10 protein-coding genes are annotated in these 15,517 nt (G+C 72.4%); 4 read left to right on the top strand and 6 right to left on the bottom strand.

All coding sequences use genetic code 11. The features are described from left to right. Positions 1 to 145: 145 nt before the first annotated feature. The 3 genes from ACFWBN_RS33610 to ACFWBN_RS33600 all read right to left on the bottom strand — a co-directional run bounded on the left by ACFWBN_RS33610 (position 146) and on the right by ACFWBN_RS33600 (position 4,901). Complete coding sequence (locus ACFWBN_RS33610; protein WP_385183483.1) at positions 146 to 2,119, bottom strand: tetratricopeptide repeat protein; 1,974 nt, start codon at positions 2,117 to 2,119, stop codon at positions 146 to 148. Between the two features lie 390 nt (positions 2,120 to 2,509). Then, on the bottom strand, positions 2,510 to 3,148 hold the full coding sequence (locus tag ACFWBN_RS33605; RefSeq protein ID WP_385183540.1) for an NUDIX domain-containing protein: 639 nt from the start codon (positions 3,146 to 3,148) through the stop codon (positions 2,510 to 2,512). Positions 3,149 to 3,230: 82 nt separating this feature from the next. Beyond that, on the bottom strand, positions 3,231 to 4,901 hold the full coding sequence (locus tag ACFWBN_RS33600) for a CTP synthase (protein ID WP_385183537.1): 1,671 nt from the start codon (positions 4,899 to 4,901) through the stop codon (positions 3,231 to 3,233). 487 nt (positions 4,902 to 5,388) lie between these two features. On the opposite strand from ACFWBN_RS33600, the gene ACFWBN_RS33595 reads away from it, so the two are divergent. After that, the gene (locus ACFWBN_RS33595) at positions 5,389 to 7,194 is read left to right on the top strand and encodes a glycoside hydrolase family 15 protein (RefSeq protein ID WP_385183480.1); all 1,806 of its coding nucleotides are present in this window, start codon (positions 5,389 to 5,391) and stop codon (positions 7,192 to 7,194) included. 51 nt (positions 7,195 to 7,245) lie between these two features. Beyond that, positions 7,246 to 8,628 carry an FAD-binding oxidoreductase gene (locus ACFWBN_RS33590; protein WP_385183477.1) on the top strand — a complete coding sequence of 461 codons (1,383 nt, stop codon included), beginning with the start codon at positions 7,246 to 7,248 and terminating at the stop codon, positions 8,626 to 8,628. A gap of 197 nt (positions 8,629 to 8,825) precedes the next feature. On the opposite strand, the gene ACFWBN_RS33585 is transcribed toward ACFWBN_RS33590, so the two are convergent. Continuing rightward, positions 8,826 to 10,457: a flavin monoamine oxidase family protein gene (locus ACFWBN_RS33585; protein WP_385183474.1), complete on the bottom strand. Its 1,632-nt coding sequence runs from the start codon at positions 10,455 to 10,457 to the stop codon at positions 8,826 to 8,828. A gap of 11 nt (positions 10,458 to 10,468) precedes the next feature. Beyond that, the gene (locus ACFWBN_RS33580) at positions 10,469 to 12,019 is read right to left on the bottom strand and encodes an APC family permease (protein WP_385183471.1); all 1,551 of its coding nucleotides are present in this window, start codon (positions 12,017 to 12,019) and stop codon (positions 10,469 to 10,471) included. A gap of 184 nt (positions 12,020 to 12,203) precedes the next feature. Between ACFWBN_RS33580 and ACFWBN_RS33575 the strand changes: the two genes are divergently transcribed. After that, on the top strand, positions 12,204 to 13,829 hold the full coding sequence (locus ACFWBN_RS33575; RefSeq protein WP_385183468.1) for a PucR family transcriptional regulator: 1,626 nt from the start codon (positions 12,204 to 12,206) through the stop codon (positions 13,827 to 13,829). Positions 13,830 to 14,057: 228 nt separating this feature from the next. On the opposite strand, the gene ACFWBN_RS33570 is transcribed toward ACFWBN_RS33575, so the two are convergent. Next, positions 14,058 to 14,801: an SDR family NAD(P)-dependent oxidoreductase gene (locus ACFWBN_RS33570; protein WP_385183465.1), complete on the bottom strand. Its 744-nt coding sequence runs from the start codon at positions 14,799 to 14,801 to the stop codon at positions 14,058 to 14,060. 87 nt (positions 14,802 to 14,888) lie between these two features. Here ACFWBN_RS33570 and ACFWBN_RS33565 point away from each other — a divergent pair, with 87 nt between their 5' ends. Continuing rightward, complete coding sequence (locus ACFWBN_RS33565; RefSeq protein WP_385183462.1) at positions 14,889 to 15,500, top strand: TetR/AcrR family transcriptional regulator; 612 nt, start codon at positions 14,889 to 14,891, stop codon at positions 15,498 to 15,500. Positions 15,501 to 15,517 lie beyond the last annotated feature (17 nt).

Raw genomic sequence — 15,517 nt, 5'->3', positions numbered from 1 at the left:
ACGGTCCTTGACTCAGGGGGAATAACGGGGGCACTTCCATACATACCCGCCCACAAGAACGCGCAACGGGATGCACCACAGGATGACGTGGTGAAGCCAGTTTAATGAAGGATGAACTCGTGTCTAGCCTTGCAAACAAATAATCTTAGTCGGATCCACTACGGATTTCGCAGGCTGCGGGGTCCTCTCCCAGCAATCTGTCGGCCGCGGAACGGTGCAGCCTGGCGGCCGCGGGGTCGCCCAGCCGGTCGAGCGTGTCGGCCAGCCGCACCTGCAGCGCGGCCTGGAGCCGCTGGTCCCCGGCACGGCGCGCGAGCTCCACCGCCTCGCGGCAGGTGTGGAGCGATTCCTCGGGCCGGCCGGCGTACTCCTGGACCCGGGCCATCTCGCTCAACGCCTTTGCCTGACCCGGGACATCGGCCAGCCGCCGGTAGCCCGCGGCGGCGGCCCGCCAGCTGCGCAGCGCGTCCCCGTAGCGGCCCGCGTACGTGTGTACGTTTCCGAGCCGCCCGTACAGCCGGGCCTCGTCTTCGCGCTCCCCCCGCGCGTGCGCCTGGGCGAGTGCCCGGCCGAACCAGTCGGAGGCCCGGTGCCAGTCCGCCAACTCCTGGTACGCGCCGCCTACGGATTCCATCGCGCGGCCGGTGGCGTACGGGTCATTCGCGGCCCGTCCGGCGTCCAGCGCGGCCCGGTAGCGCTCCAGCGCCTCCTGGGTCCGGCCGGTCTCGGCGTCCAGATCGGCCAGATTGAGCAGCGCGGCGGCCTGCTCGCGGTGCAGGCCGCGGCGCTCGGCCACGTCCAGGACCAGGCGGTGCAGCCCGTACAGCTCGGGGGCGGCCCCTGCGGTGCCGCGGTGCTCCGCGAGCGCCCGTACGAGGGCTGCGACCAGCCGGCGGGCCAGGGTGTCCAGCTCCCCGTCGGCCACGGCGAGGGAGGCCGCGGCGGAGAGGGCGGGCAGCCGGGTGTCCAGCCAGGTGGCGGCGGCCCGCCGGTCGGGGAAGCGCAGGGCGCGCGGCAGGGCGTCCAGCTTCTCGGACACGCCGAGAAGACCGTCCTCGTCCGCCTCGGCCATGGCCCGGCAGGAGTGCAGCAGCCGTACGGTGCGCTCCAGCATCCGGGCCCGGGCGAGCTGGACCTCGGCCAGCCGCTCCTTGGCCTCCAGCAGGGCCTGGAGCAGGGGCGCCAGGCAGCCGGGCAGCAGGAACAGGCCGTCGTTCGCGTGGTGCAGGAGGCCCAGCCCGACGAAATCGTCCAGCGTGGACTGCGCGGCGGCGACGGAGCAGCCGGCCAGGGCGGACGCGGTGTGCGAGTCGACGACGCCGGCGGGGGCGAGCGGCAGGAGCCGCAGGGTCCGCTGGGCGGGCTGCGGCAGGGACTCGTAGACCAGCCGGAACGCGCGGCCGAGCGGTCCGCCGGCACTGGCGGGCATGTCGTGCAGCTGCTTGGCCACGTCGGCGACGGAGGCCTTGGGGTGCGCGGCGAGCCACCCGCCGACGAGGGCGAGCACGGCGGGCTGGCCCCCGCACTCCTCCGCGACGGCTTCGGCGGCGCGGGGGTCGACGGTGACGCGGATGTCGCCGATGCGGTGGGCGAGCATCCGGACGGCGGAGGGGGTGTCCAGTCCGCCGAGGGTGCAGGGGCGCACGTCGGGGATCCCGGTGAGGGGGCCCTCGGCGGTGACGACGACGAGGCACTCGGGGGTGTCCGGCAGCAGGGCGTCGACCTGGTGCGGGTTGTCGGCGTCGTCGACCAGGATGATCATCCGCCGGCCGTCGAGCGCGGTGCGCAGGGCGGAGCTGAGCTCGTCCTCCCCGGCCCCGGGGGGCGTGGTCTGCCCGAGCCCCTCGATCAGCCCCCTGACGGCCCGCTCGGTGGCCACGGCCTCCCCGCCGGGGGCGGTGAGCCGGGTCCGGAGCACGCCGTCGGGATACTGCTCGGCGACCTCCCGCACGAACGCCTCGGCCAGCGCGGTCCGCCCGGAGCCCGGCCGCCCGGCGATGAGCAGGACCCGCGCGCGGGGCGCCTTGGCCTTGCGGCCGGAAAGGGTGTCGAGTCCGGTCCGTGCGATGTCCTCGCGCAGCTCCTTGAGCTCACGCCGCCGCCCGACGAAATCCGCCACGGATCCGCTCCTCTCGCTGCCTTCGGATTGCGAGCGTAGTTCACGCAGAGCGACGGACAGGGTGGAGCGCGGCGGACAAATCCCCCAATCGGATCAGCCGATGTTCCCATTTTCTACCCGCGCCTCGTCCGGGCGGACCCGGCGCCTCAATCGCCGGCTCAAACGCCGGAGGGGCTGGATTTGGCTCATGCCGCCCGCCTGGTGCGGCTGGATTGCCCGCAGGGCAATTTCAGCCCCGCCGGCGTTTGAGGCGCCGCCGGGGGCAAAACCAGCCTCGCCGGCGTTTGAGGCGCGGGGGTCCGGGGGCCGGCCCCCGGCAGCGGCGCCGCGCCCGCGGGACGGCGGGGGCACATCCAGCCCCTCCGGCGGAGCCGGCGCGGCGCCCGCGGGCTACGCCTCGTACGGGCGGGCCGGCCAGGGGGCCGAGGCCGGGCGCAGGGACTCCACCCCGCCGGGGCCCGCGGCAAGGGCGGCCGACAGTGCCAAGACCCCCGTCACCAGCCCCGGGTTGCCCAGTCGGCCCGCCAGGACCCCGGCGACCAGGTCGGCGAGGGGGACGCGGGCGATCTCCATGTCGGCCTCCTCCTCGGAGACCTCGTACCGCTCCCCCTCCGCCTCGGACAGGTCACGCGCGAGGAAGATCCGGACCGCCTCGTCCGAACCCCCCGGCGAGGAGAAGAAGTCGGCGAGCACCCGCCAGTCCTCCGCCTTGACGTGCGCCTCCTCGTACAGCTCCCGCTCCGCCGCGCTCAGCGGGTTCTCCCCCGGCACGTCGAGCAGTCCCGCCGGCAGCTCCCACAGCCGGTGCCGCACGGGGTGCCGGAACTGCTTGAGGATCAGCACCCGCTGCTGCTCGTCGAGGGCGAGGACGCACACCGAGCCGGGGTGCGCCTGGTAGTCGCGGCGCACCACCGAACGGTCCGGCATCCGCACCTGGTCCGATTTGACCGCGGTCTTCGCGCCCTGGAACGGGGTCCGCGAGGCGATGACCTCCCACGACTCCGGTGTGTCCACGATGTCGTTGCCCATGGCCATGGCCAGTACCTTTCCGAAAACGCGACAGCCGGGGCACGATCCGTGCCCCGGCTGTCTACGTTATGCGGTCAGGCGCTCACTTCGCGGACTGCTGCCGCTCCACGGCCGCCTTGACCAGGCCCGCGAACAGCGGGTGCGGGCGCGTCGGGCGCGAGCGCAGCTCCGGGTGGGCCTGGGTGGCCACCAGGTAGGGGTGCACCTCGCGCGGGTACTCGACGTACTCGACCAGCTTGTTGTCCGGGGACGTACCGGAGAAGACCAGACCGGCCTTCTTCTCCAGCTCGCCGCGGTAGGAGTTGTTGACCTCGTAGCGGTGGCGGTGGCGCTCGTCCACGTACGCCTGGTCGCCGTAGACCTCGCGCACGATGGAGCCCTCGGCGAGCTTCGCCGGGTACATGCCCAGGCGCATGGTGCCGCCCAGGTCGCCCGCGCCCTCGACGAAGGCCAGCTGCTCCTCCATGGTCGAGATGACCGGGTGCGGGGTGGAGGCGTCGAACTCGGTGGAGTTCGCGTCCTCGATGCCCGCGAGGTTCCGCGCGGCCTCGATGACCACGCACTGCAGGCCCAGGCACAGGCCGAGCAGCGGGATCTTGTTCTCGCGGGCGTAGGTGATCGCGCCGACCTTGCCGTTGACGCCGCGGTCGCCGAAGCCGCCGGGCACGCAGATCGCGTCCACGTCGCCGAGCACCTCCGCGGCGCCGGCCGGGGTCCTGCAGTCGTCGGAGGTGACCCACTTGATCTGGACGCGGGCCTTGTTGGCGAAACCGCCGGCGCGCAGCGCCTCGGTCACCGACAGGTAGGCGTCGGGCAGGTCGATGTACTTGCCGACGAGCGCGACCTTGACCTCGTGGTCGGGGTTGTGGACGCGGTCCAGCAGGTCCTCCCAGACCGTCCAGTCCACGTCGCGGAACGGCAGGTCGAGCTTGCGCACGACGTAGGCGTCCAGGCCCTCGGTGTGCAGGACCTTCGGGATGTCGTAGATCGACTTGGCGTCGATGGCCGCGACCACGGCCGCCTCGTCCACGTCGCACATCAGCGAGATCTTGCGCTTGATGGAGGTCGGGACGTCGCGGTCGGCGCGCAGCACGATCGCGTCGGGCTGGATGCCGATGTTGCGCAGGGCCGCGACCGAGTGCTGGGTCGGCTTGGTCTTCAGCTCGCCGGAGGGGCCGATGTAGGGCAGCAGCGAGATGTGCACGACGAAGACGTTGTCGCGGCCGACCTCGTGGCGGACCTGGCGGACGGTCTCCAGGAACGGCAGCGACTCGATGTCGCCGACGGTGCCCCCGACCTCGGTGATGACGACGTCGACGTCCTCGGTCGCCATGCGCCGGATGCGGTGCTTGATCTCGTTGGTGATGTGCGGGATGACCTGGACGGTGTCGCCGAGGTACTCGCCGCGCCGCTCCTTGGCGATGACCGTGTTGTAGACCTGGCCGGTGGTGACGTTGGCCGAGCCGTCGAGGTCGACGTCGAGGAAGCGCTCGTAGTGGCCGATGTCCAGGTCCGTCTCGGCGCCGTCGTTGGTGACGAACACCTCGCCGTGCTGGAACGGGTTCATCGTGCCCGGGTCGACGTTCAGGTACGGGTCGAGCTTCTGCATCGTGACCCGCAGGCCGCGCGCCTTCAGGAGCGCACCCAGGCTGGAGGCCGTCAGGCCCTTGCCGAGGGAGGAAGCGACACCCCCGGTGACGAAGATGTGCTTGGTCGTCATGGCTGTGCTGTTTCGAAAAGCAGCGGGCGGCATCGCCAAGAGGGGGCTCCCGTGGTCGCGAGGTGAGGTGCGTCCGACGCCGGCCACCGTCGATCCGGAAGGGTCTCAGGGGGCGCCGAAGCTGCGGTTTCGGGGCTCCTGATTTGCACAGGCAGACCACCGGTCCACGGGGTACCAGCCTATCAGCGCCCGGAGCCGTCCGCCTCCGGCCACGCGGCGCGGAGGTTCCGTCCGCGGGCGGTCGCGGGGGCGTCGCGGGACGTCGTGCCCGCGCACCGGCCGCTCACCCGTTTGGCCCAACCACATTCTTCCGGGGCTTAAGGAGATCACTAGGGTGCCGTCATATCCTGCTCGGATATCGCACACATCGCCGCCGAGCAGTCCGTCGGACGACTCTCACCGAGCCGGTATACGGAATCATGGCTCTCACGCGGGGATCCCCACACACAGGAGACCGCGCAACCAGCGCAATGCAAGCGCCCTTCGGGGTGGACGTGACCGTTCGACTGGAGATGCCAACGTGTCCGGGCGCATCGAGGATTACGCACTGATCGGGGACATGCAGACCGCGGCGTTGGTCTGCCGGGACGGGGCAGTGGACTGGTTGTGTCTGCCACGTTTCGACTCCCATGCCGTGTTCGCGAGCATTCTCGGCACCGAGGATCACGGCTTCTGGCGGATCGGCCCGGCGTTCCCGGCGGGATCCGAGGCCCCGCGTGCCGCCCGCCGCCGCTACCGCGGCGACTCGCTCGTGCTGGAGTCGGAGTGGGAGACCCCGCGCGGCACCGTGCGGGTGATCGACTTCATGCCGCCCCGCGAGGACCACGCCCCGCAGCTGATCCGCATCGTGGAGGGCGTCAGCGGGCGCGTCCCGATGCGCTCCGCGCTGCGCATGCGGTTCAGCTACGGGCGCGTCGTGCCCTGGGTGCACAAGGTCGACGGGCGCACCGTCGCCGTGGCCGGCCCCGACTCGGTCTGGCTGGACACCGAGGCGCAGACGTACGGCAAGGACCTGACCACGTACTCCGACTTCACCGTCGGGCCGGGCGACCGGATGGCCTTCAGCATCAGCTGGGAGCGCTCGCACAAGAGCGCGCCGGAGCCCCCCGACGCCGAGGCGGCGCTGGAATCGACCACCGAGTTCTGGCGCGAGTGGGTCGAGCAGTGCACGTACCACGGGCCCTACCGGGAGGCCGTGGTCCGCTCCCTGATCACCCTCAAGGCCCTCACGTACGGCCCCACGGGCGGGATCGTCGCCGCGCCGACCACCTCCCTGCCGGAGGAGATCGGCGGCGTCCGCAACTGGGACTACCGCTACACGTGGCTGCGCGACGCCGCCATCACCCTGTCCTCGCTGCTGCGCACCGGCTACCGCGAGGAGGCCCGCGCCTGGCGCGAGTGGCTGCTGCGCGCGGTGGCCGGCGACCCGGAGAACCTGCAGATCATGTACGGGATCGCGGGCGAGCGGGAGCTCGGCGAGACCGAGCTGGACTGGCTGCCGGGCTACGAGGGCTCCCGCCCGGTCCGCGTCGGGAACGGCGCCGCGGGCCAGCTCCAGCTCGACGTGTACGGCGAGGTCACCGAGGCCCTGCACCTGGGCCACATGACCGGCCTGGCCCGCAGCGACTACGCCTCGCTGCTCCAGCTGAAGCTGATCCGCTACCTGGAGACCCACTGGGACCAGCCGGACGAGGGCATCTGGGAGGTGCGCGGCCCGCGCCGCCACTTCGTGCACTCGAAGGTGATGGCCTGGGTGGCCGTGGACCGCACGATCAAGCTGATTGAGAGCGGGGACGCGGACGGCCCGCTGGAGCGCTGGCGCGAGCTGCGCGACGAGATCCACCAGGACGTGTGCGAGAAGGGCTACGACAAGGAGCGCAACACCTTCACCCAGTCGTACGGGTCGAAGGAGCTGGACGCCTCCCTGCTGCTGATCCCGCAGATGGGCTTCCTGCCGCCGGACGACAAGCGGGTCATCGGCACCATCGAGGCGATCCAGCGCGAGCTGTCCACGCCCGACGGTTTCATCCTGCGCTACCCGACGGCGGGCGAGGAGGCCGGCGTGGACGGCCTGGAGGGCGACGAGGGGGCCTTCCTGGCCTGCTCGTTCTGGATGGCCGACGACCTGGCGATGATCGGGCGGGTGGACGAGGCGCGGCGGCTCTTCGAGAAGCTGCTGTCGCTCCGCAACGACCTGGGGCTGCTGGCCGAGGAGTGGGACCCGCGGCTCCAGCGGCAGGTGGGGAACTTCCCGCAGGCCTTCAGCCACGTTCCGCTGATCGACACGGCCCTGCGGCTGACGGCGAGCGGGGCGTACGGAGGCTGACTAGCCTGGAAGTGTCGTACGCCCCTCCGCCCCTCTCGGAAGGGGGTAGCCATGGCTCCCCTCTCGAAGGCGGGCACGGCACTCGCCGAGCTCCGCGACGATCTGTCCGGTGACGTCTTCGCTCCGGACGATCCGGGGTACGACGAGGCCCGCACGCTCTACAACGGGATGATCGACCGCAGGCCCGCCGTGATCGCGCAGTGCGCGAGCCCGGTGGACGTGGTGACCGCCGTGCGCTTCGCACGGCGGCTCGACCTGCCCGTCGCGGTGCGCGGCGGCGGCCACAGCGTCGCCGGGATGTCCCTCAACGACGGCGGCCTGGTCGTGGACCTGCGCCGGATGAACGCGGTCACGGTCCATCCCGGGGCGAAGGCCGTCCGCGTCGAGGGCGGCGCCACGATGAGCCACCTGGACCGGGCCTGCGAGCCGTACGGGCTGGCGACCACCGGCGGCCGCGTCTCCACCACCGGGGTCGGCGGCTTCGTGCTGGGCGGCGGCACCGGGTGGCTGGACCGGAAGTTCGGCCTGGCGGTGGACAACCTGCTGGGCGCGGAGCTGGTGACCGCCGACGGCGAGATGGTGACGGCGACCGAGCAGGACCACCCCGAGCTGTTCTGGGGGCTGCACGGCGGCGGCGGGAACTTCGGCATCGCGACCTCGCTGACCCTGCGGCTGCACGAGCTGCCGGTCATGTCCGTGGCGTTCGTGCTGTACCTGCCGGAGCGCGGGCCCGAGATGGTCCGTACGTACCGGGACGTCATGGAGGACGGTCCGCGCGAGGCCGGCGGCGGCGCCATCTACATGACCGGCCCGCCCGAGGAGTTCGTCCCGCCGCACCTGGTCGGCCTGCTGCTGGCGGCCGCGCTGGTCACCTACGCGGGCCCCGAGGAGGAGCTGCGCAGGCTGGTCGCGCCGCTGCTGGCGATCCCGCACGAGGCGGAGATGGTGACGGCCCTGCCCTACGCGGACCTCCAGTGCATGATCGACGACCCGCCGGGCATGCGGAACTACTGGTCGGCGGAGTACCTGACCGGTGTGCCCGACGAGTTCGTGGACGTGTTCTGCGCCCGCGCGGACTCCATGCCGGTGCCGTCCGGCACCCAGCACGTCGTGTGGCCGCAGGGCGGCGCGATCGCGGAGGGCCCGGCCGACTATCCGGTGTCGTTCCGCGACGCGCCGTGGGCGGTGCACCCGTTCGGCGCCTGGGAGGACCCGGCCGACGACGAACGCGGCCGCCAGTGGGTCAAGGACGTCCGCGCCGACGTCCAGCCGTGGAGCACCGGCGCGGTGTACCTCAACTTCACCGGGGACGAGGGCGCGGACCGGACGGTCGCCGGCCTCGGCCCCGACAACATGCGGCGGCTGGGCGAGCTGAAGCGGCAGTACGACCCGGACAACGTCTTCCGCTTCAACCACAACATCCGGCCCGTCTAGTGCTGTGGCCGGAAAGGTTTGCCGGGTCGCGGCGTCCGGTGCGGTGCATCGCAAGGCGGAGGACCGCGGCTCGTACTGGACGTACTTGCGTGGTCCGACAACGCGGCGAGGTGCCGTGCCTGGGGGTACCTCCCAGCGGTAGCTGGGGGAGCGCCGCGACCCGGTGAACCTTTCCGGTCACAGCACTAGGAGCGGAGTCAAGTGAGGGCGGCGATCACCTCGCGTGCCGCGCGCTCGCCCTCGGTGGCGCCGCCCTCCATGAAGCCCTGGAAGTCGTAGCTGCAGTGCTCGCCGCCGATGTGGATGTTGCCCTGCGCGGTGCCCTCGTACTTGGCGTAGCGGTGCAGATAGCCGGTGGGCCAGTAGGAGTAGGCCCCGAGGGAGTACGGGTTGCGGTGCCAGGCGGAGATCTGGGCCCGCCCGTTCCAGACCGCCTTGGTGCCCGGGAAGAAGGAGTCGACGCCGGTCAGCACCCGGCCCGCGAGGTCCCGTACGTACGGGTCGGACTCGGTGGCGAAGGGGGTGCCCGGGGTGAGCGCCCCGGCCAGGGTGCCGCCGCCGTACTGCAGCAGGATCCCGCCGGTGCCGGGCTGCACCTTGGTGGTGTCCCAGGTCTGCTGGACCGGCGAGTCGGTGAAGCAGTCGCCGGCGGAGACCCCGGGCCAGGGGCCGGTGCCGCGCCAGGGGCGGGCGGTGAACTGCATGTTGAGCTTGGTGCAGTAGCCCATCCTGGCGTCCCTGAGCAGGTTGCGCATGAGGGGGTCGAAGCCGGCCCCGGAGGTGTCGATGCGCTGGAGGATCGGGAGCGGCAGGCAGAGGACGGTGTGGTCGGCGACGACCGTGCGGGTGGCGCCGGAGTCGTCGAAGGTGAGGGTCTGGGTGCCGTCGGCGTTGGCGCGTACGGCGACCAGCTCGCGGCCCATGACGATCGAACCGGCGGGCAGGGCCGCGGCGATGGCGTTCGGCAGCCGGTCGTTGCCCCCGGTGATGTGGTAGCGCTCGTTGGACAGGCCCCAGACGTTGAAGTGGCCGGGGTTGGGCTGATAGCCCATCAGGAGGACCAGGGCGAGGGCGGACTGCCGGTCGGTGTCGGCGCCGTACTCGACGTTGTAGGCCACGTCGATGAAGCGGCCGAGCCGCGAGCCGTGGCCGCCGGGGACCCGGGTCTCGATCCACTCGTGGAGGGTCATGTCGTCGAGGGCGGTGCCGGCGGGCGTGGTGCTGTTCCAGCTGACCTCGCCGGCCTCCTGGAGGTCGCGGCGCAGGGCCTGGTAGACGGCCTTGAAGTCCTCGTCGGCCTGGCCGCGGGAGTAGTAGCCGCCGTTGAACCAGAGGACTTCCTCGGCCCCGTTGGGGCCGCCGCCGAGGAAGTCCTCGGTGGGGAGGTCGAACCGCCGGCACAGCTCCAGGATCTTCTTGTGGCTGGTGTCGATGAGCTCGCCGCCGATCTCGGAGGTCTGCCCGTACGCCCAGTGCTCGCGCTGGGTCCACATGCGGCCGCCGACCCGGGCCGGGTTGGCCTCGTAGAGGGTGCAGGCGACGCCCGCGTCCTTGAGGGTCAGGGCGGCCGTCAGGCCCGAGATGCCGGCGCCGACCACGGCGACGCGGGCGGGGCCGACGGGCTTCTTGGCGGGGGCGGCCTCGACGGCATGGGCGGTCGCGGTCGCGGAGGAGGCGAGGGCGGCCGTGAGGCCGAGGGCGGCGGCGCGGCCGAGGAGTTCGCGGCGGGTGGAGCCGCGGACCTCGGCGACGGGCAGGCCGAGCCGGCGGGCGGCGGCGTGTTCGGCGGCGAGCTGCTTCAGGGCGTGCATGAGGGGCGTACGGGCCATGGCGGGGCTCCTCAGACGTTCGCGACGGTGGCGGAGGGGGAGGTAGGTGCGTCGGGGCGCTCGGCCGCGTCCTCCAGGACGATCCGGCCGATGATCTCGTAGCGCTCGGGGGCCTTCGCCTTGAGCCAGAGGCCGAGGCCGAGGCCGCCGGCGAAGACGCCGCCGACGATCCACGGGATCAGCGTGAAGAAGACGGATCCGGCGGCGCTGCCGGCCGCGGTCTCCATGTTGAGCACCAGCAGGACCACGACGGCGATCATCCCGATGCCGCCGAGCAGCGGCGCGGTGAAGGTCTTGAACCAGTGCCGGTCCTCGGGGTGGTTCTTGCGGAAGTAGCCGATGACGGCGAAGGAGCACAGCGTCTGGACGATGAGGATCGCCATCGTGCCGAGGATCGCGAGCAGGGTGTAGAGGTGCAGGTAGGGGTCCTGCCCGGTGAGCCAGAAGCCGGCGACGAGCGCGGTGGCGATGGCGGTCTGCACGACCGAGGCCACGTACGGCGAGCCGTGCTTGGCGTGGGTGCGGCCGAGCTTCGGGGACAGGAAGCCCTCGCGGCCGATGGCGTAGAGGTAGCGGGCGGCGCACTGGTGGAAGGCCATGCCGCAGGCGAAGGAGCCGGTGAGCAGCAGCCACTGGAAGGCGTCGACGGCCCACGCGCCGATGAAGGTCTGGGTGGGGGCGAAGAAGAGGTCGAGGGGGCTGGTGGAGGCCGAGAGCTCCACGGATCGGGCCAGTCCGTTGCCGGCGATGGTCATCCAGGACACGTAGATGTAGAAGAGGCCGACGCCGACGACGGAGATCAGGGTCGCCTTGGGGATGACCCGCTTGGGGTCGCGGGACTCCTCTCCGTACATGGCGGTGGACTCGAAGCCGACCCAGGACCAGAAGGCGAAGAAGAGGCCGAGCCCGGCGGAGGTCCCGGTGAAGGCGTTCTTCGGGTTGACCGGCTCCAGCGGGATCCCTTCCGGGCCGCCGCCCGCGATCAGCACGGCGGTGGCGACGGCGAACAGCACGGCGATCTCGGCGACGAGCATGACGCCGAGGGCCTTGGCGGTGAGGTTGATGTCGAAGTGGGCGAGGGCGGCGGTGACGGCGAGCATCGCGGCCGCGTACAGGACCCAGGGCAGGTCGACGCCGAGCTGGTCGTGGACGGTGGTCTTGGCGAAGTAGGAGAAGACCCCGACGATCGAGGCCTCGAAGACGATGTAGGCGAGGACGGCGAGCATCCCGGACGCCATGCCGGCGATGCGGCCGAGGCCGTGCGAGATGTAGCCGTAGAAGGCGCCGGCGGCGGTGATCCGCTTGGCCATGGCCACGTAGCCGACCGCGAAGACGGTCAGGACGAGGGTCGCGAAGAGATAGCCGGCCGGGGCGCCGGTGCCGTTCCCGAAGCCGACCGCGATGGGGAGGTTTCCGGTCATGGCGGTGATCGGGGCGGCGGTGGCGACGGCCATGAAGACGACGCCGACCAGTCCGACCGAGTTGGCTTTGAGCCGCTGCACTTGCGGGGCGGCGGATGCCTGGTCCTTGTGACCGGTGGTGCCGGTGGTGCCTCTGCTCATGACTGCTGCCTCTTCCGTGTGGAGGGCGCCCACTCTCGCCCCGCGTGACGCAGACCACAATCGGCACGCGGTCCGATAATCCCCTTGTCGGGGCGACGAGTTGTCGGGCCGGATGGGGGCACACGCGCCTCCGTAACCGGCCGGTGATGTGCTCGGAACAGGCCTGGCGGTAGCGTCCCGCGCTATGGACAACCAGGGCGGAATCACGGTTCAGCGGGCACTGGAGCTGCCGGGGCTGCGCAGCGGGCTGCCGGAGGTGGTGGCCTGCGCCGACCGGCTGGGCCGGACCGTCCGCTGGGTGCACGCGGGCGAGGTGCCGAACATCGCGTCCCTGCTCAAGGGCGGCGAGCTGCTGCTGACCACGGGGCTGGGCCTCGGCACCCGGCCCGCCGAGCAGCGTGCCTTCGTACGCCGCCTCGCGGACCGGGGCATCGCGGCGCTGGTGGTCGAGCTGGGCCCGCGCTTCACCCGGCTCCCGGCGACGATCGTGGACACGGCCCGCGCAGCGGGTCTCCCCCTCGTCCAACTCCACCGCGAGGTCCCCTTCGTCGCCGTCACGGAGGAGGTGCACACCGAGATCGTCAACCACCACTACGCGCTGCTCCAGCGGGCCGAGGAGGTCCACCGGCGCTGTACGGAGGCCCTGCTGGGCGGTGGCGGCATCCCGCAAGTCCTGAAGATCCTGGCCGACTTCACGGGGAACCCGGTCTTCCTGGAGACCCCCGACGGGCAGCTGCTGTACGCGGCCGGCAGCTCGGGCGGGGACGCGGGCGCCGATCCGCTGCAGGTGTGGGAGGGCCTGCGGGGCCAGCGCGAGGCCGAGCCGTCGGCGAACACGGTGGTGATCGACGTGCCGGGCGGCGGCCACGGCACGGGCTCGGTCCGCGCGCGGGTGGTCCTGGTCGGGGTCTCGGCCCCGCTGCAGCCGGTCCACCGGATGGCGGCGGAACGCACGGCGGGCGTCCTGGCCGTCGTACTGATGCAGGCCCGCCAGGAGGAGGAGCTGGCGGCGCGCGGCCGCGGCGACTTCCTGACGGACCTGGCGGAGGGCCGCATCTCGGCGGAGGACGCCCCGGCGCAGGCCCGGGTCCTGGGCTTCAAGCCGGGGGCGGGCCCGCTGCTGCCGATCGTGATGCGGCTGTCCTCGGAACTGGCCCCCTCCGGCAACTGGGCGGTCCTGGCCCGCGCGGTCCTGGAGGAGCTGTCGTCCGTCGGGGTCCCGGTGCTGCTGGGCGTCCGCCCGGTCGAGGGCCGTGTACCCCTGCTGGTCTCCCTGCGCACCGAATCGGAGCGCACGGCGGTGGCGGACCGGGTGGCCACGGCGCTGCGGGCGGGCGTGGAGCGCGCCGGCCTCGACCGTGCGGGGGCGCCGCCGGCGGTGGTCGTCGGGGTCGCGGGCGGCTGGGCGGCGGCCTCGGCGGGCCTGCGCCACGCCGCGGAGACCGCCACGGCGGCCCACGGCCTGCCGGCCCGCCCCTGGTACGACGCCCGCCGCCTGGACATCGACCTCCTCCTCTGGCGGCTGCGCGAACACCCCGACCTGGCGGCCTTCGTGGACCGCGCGATCGGCCCGCTCCGCACCCACGACACGACGTCCCGCCCCCCGCTCCTCCCCACGCTGGAGACATACCTGGCCCACGCGGGCCGCAAGGCGGAAACGGCCCGCGAGCTCCACCTGAACCGCCAGACCCTCTACAACCGCCTGGCCCGCATCTCGGAACTCCTGGGCACGGACCTGGACGACCCCGAAACGGTCCTCTCCTTGAGCCTGGCCCTGCGCGCGCGCCGCCACGTGCCCACGCCTTCTTGACGCGCCCCTCGCACGGCTCGGCCCCGGGGGCCCACCCTCTCGATGCGCCCCTCGCACGTTCCCCGGGGCTCCGCCCCGGACCCCGTACGGGCGCTCCGCGCCCCGATCCTTGAGCCGCACCGGCCCGCCCAGCCGCAGCCAAATCCAGCCCCGCCGGCGATTGAGGCGCGGGGGTCCGGGGGCGGAGCCCCTGGGAAGGCGGGGCACGGCCTGGTTCGCGGCGGGCCGTCAGGACAGGTAGCCGCCGTCGATGTCCAGCACGGCCCCGGTGATGAACGACGCCGCCGCCCCGGCCAGGAAGACGATCCCGGCCGCCACCTCCTCCGGCCGCCCGAAGCGCCCCATCGCATTGGCCGCCCGCTGCACATCCGCGAACGGCCCGTCCGGCCGGTTCATGTCCGTCGCCACCGACCCGGCCCGCACCACGTTCACCGTGATGCCCCGCGGGGCCAGGTCCCGCGCCGCGCCCTTGCTGTAGGCGACGATCGCCGCCTTGGTCGCTGCGTAGTCGGCGACCCCCGCGAACCCGGGCCGCACGGACAGGTTCGACCCGACCGTGACGATCCGGCCCCCTTCGCCCATCACCCTCGCCGCGGCCCGGACACCCGCGGCGACCCCGCCCACGTTGACGGCCAACTGCCGTTCGACGGCCTCGAGGTCGGCCTCCTCGTCCACTCGGCCGCCCACCAACACACCCGCGTTGTTGACCAGGATGTCCAGCCGTCCGAAATCGTCCGCCACGGCCTCCACCAGCTCGGTCACCTGCTTCGCATCGGCCTGGTCGGCCCGGTACGCCGCCGCCCGTATCCCACCGCTCCGCAGCTCCCCGGCCAACGCCTCCGCCCGATCCGCCGAGGACACGTAGCTGATCGCCACGTCCGCCCCCTCGGCCGCCAACGCCCGTACGGTCGCCTCGCCGATACCGCGCGCACCCCCGGTGACCAGCGCCACCTTGCCGTTCAGACCTGCCACGAGAACCCCAACCCTTCTAGACCGATCGGTACGAAACAAGGAGCAGGCTACTATATCGATCGGTACACAATGACAGGGGAGGCAGGCATGGCCACCGGACGACCACGCGAGTTCGATGTGGACGAGCGCCTGGACCTCGCGATGCGCGTCTTCTGGGAGCACGGCTACGAAGGGGCCGGGCTGGCCGAGCTCACCGAGGCGATGGGCATCAGCCGCCCGAGCCTCTACGCCGCCTACGGAAACAAGGAGACCCTCTTCCGCAGGGCGGTCGAGCGCTACGCCGACGGCCCCGCGCGGCACATCCGCGAGGCGCTCCTGAAACCCACCGCCCGCGCGGCCGCCGAGCACCTGCTCCGGGGCGCCGTCGAGGTCACCACGTCAGCGGAGAACCCCTCCGCCGGGTGCCTCGTCGTCCAGGGCGCGCTCGCCACGAGCAGCCAGGCCGATGGAATCCGCGAGGAGTTGGCGGCCCGCCGCCACACCGGCGAGGAACGGCTCCGCGAACGGTTCGAGCTCGCCCGACAGGAAGGCGAGCTCCCGGACGACACCGACGCCGCCGCACTCGCGCGCTACATCACGACGGTCTCGTACGGGATCTCGGTCCAGGCGTCGAGCGGCGCCACCCGCGAAGACCTCCACCGCACGGTGACCCTGGCCCTCCTCGCCTGGCCCTCCCACACCCAGGGGCCCCAGCGGTAGCCGGGGCAGAGCCCCCA

The sequence above is a fragment of the Streptomyces sp. NPDC059989 genome (assembly GCF_042736975.1).
Taxonomy (GTDB): Bacteria; Actinomycetota; Actinomycetes; order Streptomycetales; family Streptomycetaceae; genus Streptomyces.
The sequence above is the reverse complement of the archived record's forward strand: the minus strand, read 5'-3'. Positions and strand labels throughout refer to the sequence as shown.